Annotated in this window: 1 protein-coding gene; it reads right to left on the bottom strand. The window is 36.1% G+C overall.

Annotation, left to right across the window (positions count from 1 at the left end; translation table 11 throughout):
• Positions 1 to 471 precede the first annotated feature (471 nt).
• Positions 472 to 2,568, bottom strand: coding sequence for a cation:proton antiporter (locus ABIQ28_RS01625; RefSeq protein ID WP_348035006.1), 2,097 nt, complete (start codon positions 2,566 to 2,568; stop codon positions 472 to 474).
• Positions 2,569 to 3,736 lie beyond the last annotated feature (1,168 nt).

The raw sequence follows: 3,736 nt of genomic DNA, 5'->3' as shown, positions 1-3,736 counted from the left end.
GATTTATTTAGTGGCCTTTTACGGTCAAATATTAGAGCGGCACCAAATTTCACAGCGATAAACTTTCCATCACAAAGATTTATTAAATGCACTGACCTACCTTTCAGCCTACGTGCTATCGCCCTTGTACAGTATTAGCCATCTGCGATTTTTTCATTAATGTTTGTGGTCACTGCCGCATTTTCTGTGAGGTCGAAAGTCTTTTACTCCGATTATAAAGGTCAATAAACCACTAATTGCCCATAAAAAGGCAAGCAGAGGATGATGTCATATACCGTCCAAAACACTATCAGAATGGCGATCTGTCTTTTCGGTTGAATAGGCACTCATAATCATTGACTGAAGGAACTGGATAACGTGTAGCATTCCATGGACAAAACTCAATAGTCCTACTGAAATAAAGACGATTAAAACTTTTTTAATTTTAAAAGAAGTGCTTAACTCATCTTTAAATTTGCACTATTATCAGTGTTATTTTCGTCTAAATATTTTCGATATGGTTTTCCCGATTTCGTCAAGTTTTTCAAGCGGCTCCATGAAAGTCGGGTTTTTAAAGTCAATTTGTGAGGTATCTGATACTCCCGATTGCATTGGATAAATCAATATATAGCTCGTCGCTTTAAAATAGTTATTGAGATAGGAAGGAATTTTTGTCATATTGTGATGGAATGATGGCTTATCCTTTCTACTTAAAATAATGATTAGATTGTCGTCCTGATGAAAATTTCTTGAAAGTATTAAGAAATCATCCCAATCATTAAAAACCTCAAATTCACAATCTATTGGATGTTTGGATTGAATTTCCTTTATAAATGATAGTGATTCTTCTGTGGCATAAAAAACAAGTTTTGCCCCTGAGTTTCTTGCTATGTTCCATACTTTTATAAGCCAAAAAGGAAATCCTATTTCTTTTTCTGCGTTTTCAGGAACAATAATAATATGTCTTTTGATGGTCCCAAAGGGCTGTGCTGGTTTGTAAATCAATGTCGTTGTGTTGCATTTTGACAAAATGCCCTCGGTTAAGTTTCCTAAAAACGAGTCAGAAATTCCTTTATTGATATGAAGTCCTAATATCAAATCTGTTATTCTATGCTCTTTAACTACACTTGTGATCCCATTCGCAATATTGAGGTCATAGCGCAGTAATTCGTGGATTAGATTATCCGTTGCCGAAGCGGCAATGGCTGCTTCATTCAATATTTTCTTCGCTTGTTTGTCAGCCAAGTGGTCCATTGTATTATTGTCCACAATGCTTAAAGCAAACAAACTGTCTTTATTCTTCTTTGATTTAATGGTAACCCCCAAATTGACGAGTTCATTTATGGTCTCTGTATTGCTAATTGGAATTAAGATTTTCTCTTGACTTTCTTCGTCATCAGCTGTAGCATCTGTACTTTCTAAGAGCGCAATATTGGTTGCTCCTTTTTGAGCCACAAACGATGCAATGGTACAGGTAAAAAGGATCATCAAAATTGTTCCGTTCAGGATACTTTCATTTAATAGCCGGATTGGCTCTCCTGTTTCAGTTTCTCCAAGAATAATGTTGAATCCCACTAAAACCGCTGCCAAAGTAGCAGCTGCTTGCGCATTACTTAACCCAAATATCAATCTTCGTTCATCAACTGAGAAGTTATAAGTCTTTTGAGTTATCCAAGCGGCCAGAAATTTAGCTGTAGTTGCCACAATAATCATTATTGTGGCGACCTTTATTGTTTCAAGGTCTTTAAAAAACGCACGGTAATCAATAAGCATTCCTACACCTATTAGAAAAAATGGAATAAAAATAGCGCTCCCCACAAATTCTATTCTATTCATCAAAGGTGAAGTCTGAGGAATCAATCGGTTAAGTGATAATCCTGATAAAAAGGCGCCAATAATAGCTTCAATTCCTGCCATTTCTGCAAGAACAGCACCTAGAAATACCATTACCAAAACAAAAATATATTGAGAAACATTATCGTCAAACCGTTTAAAAAACCAACGACCAATTATCGGAAAAAGTAACATGACTATCAATCCGAAAATGATAATAGAAACAGATAATCTTACCCAAAACTCGGTATTAACTTCTCCTGTAGTCATTCCTACAATTACGGCAAGAACCAATAGGGCTAAAGTGTCCGTAATCATTGTACCGCCTACTGTGATATTAACTGCCTGATTTTTTGCCACACCCATTTTGCTAATTAATGGATATGCAATAAGCGTATGTGAGGCAAACATACTTGCCAATAAAACGGATGTGGGCCATGAAAATTTTAAGATATGAAGACCTGTAAATATTCCCATTGTCATTGGAATAAGAAATGTATACAAACCGAACACCACACTTTTTTTCCTGTTTTTCTTAAAGTCCGCTAAGTCAATCTCCAAACCGGCAAGGAACATAATGTATAAAAGACCTGCAGTTCCCGAAAGGATGATACTGCTATCCCTTTCCATTAGATTGACTCCATTAGGTCCAATGACTGCGCCTGCTATAATTAGTCCGAGAAGATGCGGGATTTTAATTTTGTTCAGAAGTATGGGGGCAAACAGAATAATCACCAAAATCAAAAGGAATTTCAATACTGGATTTGTTAGGGGTAATGTTGTCTCGAATATGTTCAATAATATCATTCTTTTCTTATTTTGTCTTTACTGTTTTGCGTTTCTAAGTCTTCCTCCGAACAATTGGATGGACGTCAATTGCTGCATTTACTTCTTAAAAATCAAACATATTCCTTTTCAATATAATTTCCTTTAAATAGTTATTAAAAAATACAATATCAGTCTATATTGACACCTCTTATCCACACTAGACGCCAAAAACACCACCAAATTTAAAAGCTCCCGCATTCTAGAGCGGACACGTTCACCATAGCGTTCTTAAATTTCCACGGCGTTGCCTTTTACACGTTTGGTCCTCGCATCCCATTGATCAATGCTTGCTTTTCTTTTTAAACTTAGGTTGACGCGTTTGCCTTTTACGGAAATACGAACATAAAGTTATGCTTCATTATATTTTGCAAGGGAAGCATTATCCAGAGTAGGATAGCAAATGCTTTTGAAATTGCCATAATTGTATGTCTTAACAGTTATACTTTGTTAGACAAGAGTCAAATCAACTATGCTTCAATTTTAGCAAATCGGTCAATAATATTGACCGCACTTTTTTTTTGTTGACCGAATTGTGGTCCGCACATTTCAAATACAACCAAATTAAATGAAATGTCAGAAATGAAAAAAGCTTGTAAAACCATATGATTTACAAGCTTTTGGTGCTATTTCTAATAGCCTTTAGTGACCTCGACTGGATTCAATCCCCGTCGGCAAACAGTTGTTATCATTGAGGTTTACGAATCTGCGAAGCAAATGGTAACCGAATAGGAAACATTTTAAATGAGCGAGTTTGGTTTAAATTAGCTTTCAAAACCTGAAAGTAATTTACGAATTAATACAATTCAAACCTACTTAAATAACACCAAATACTATGTGGTTTGCTGGAGATATTCTTTGATGAGGTTTTCATTAATTCCGCTGTATTGCGCAAATTCTTCCGTGGTCACGAATTGGTGAGAAGATTTGCCCAGGTAGGTCTTTATCTCTTTGAGAAGCCTACGACTGTGACGCTCACTTCTTCCGGTGATGCGCTGGATGTCTTTTGGGTAAACACAAATTCTTCTTAGCTTCATTTGATACACTATCCTAGCTTTATCCCTACACTATCCATACTTCATCCATGGCTTTTGAGCAG

Source organism: Gelidibacter sp. (assembly GCF_039916245.1).
In the GTDB taxonomy this organism is placed as follows: Bacteria; Bacteroidota; Bacteroidia; order Flavobacteriales; family Flavobacteriaceae; genus Gelidibacter.
The sequence above is the reverse complement of the archived record's forward strand: the minus strand, read 5'-3'. Positions and strand labels throughout refer to the sequence as shown.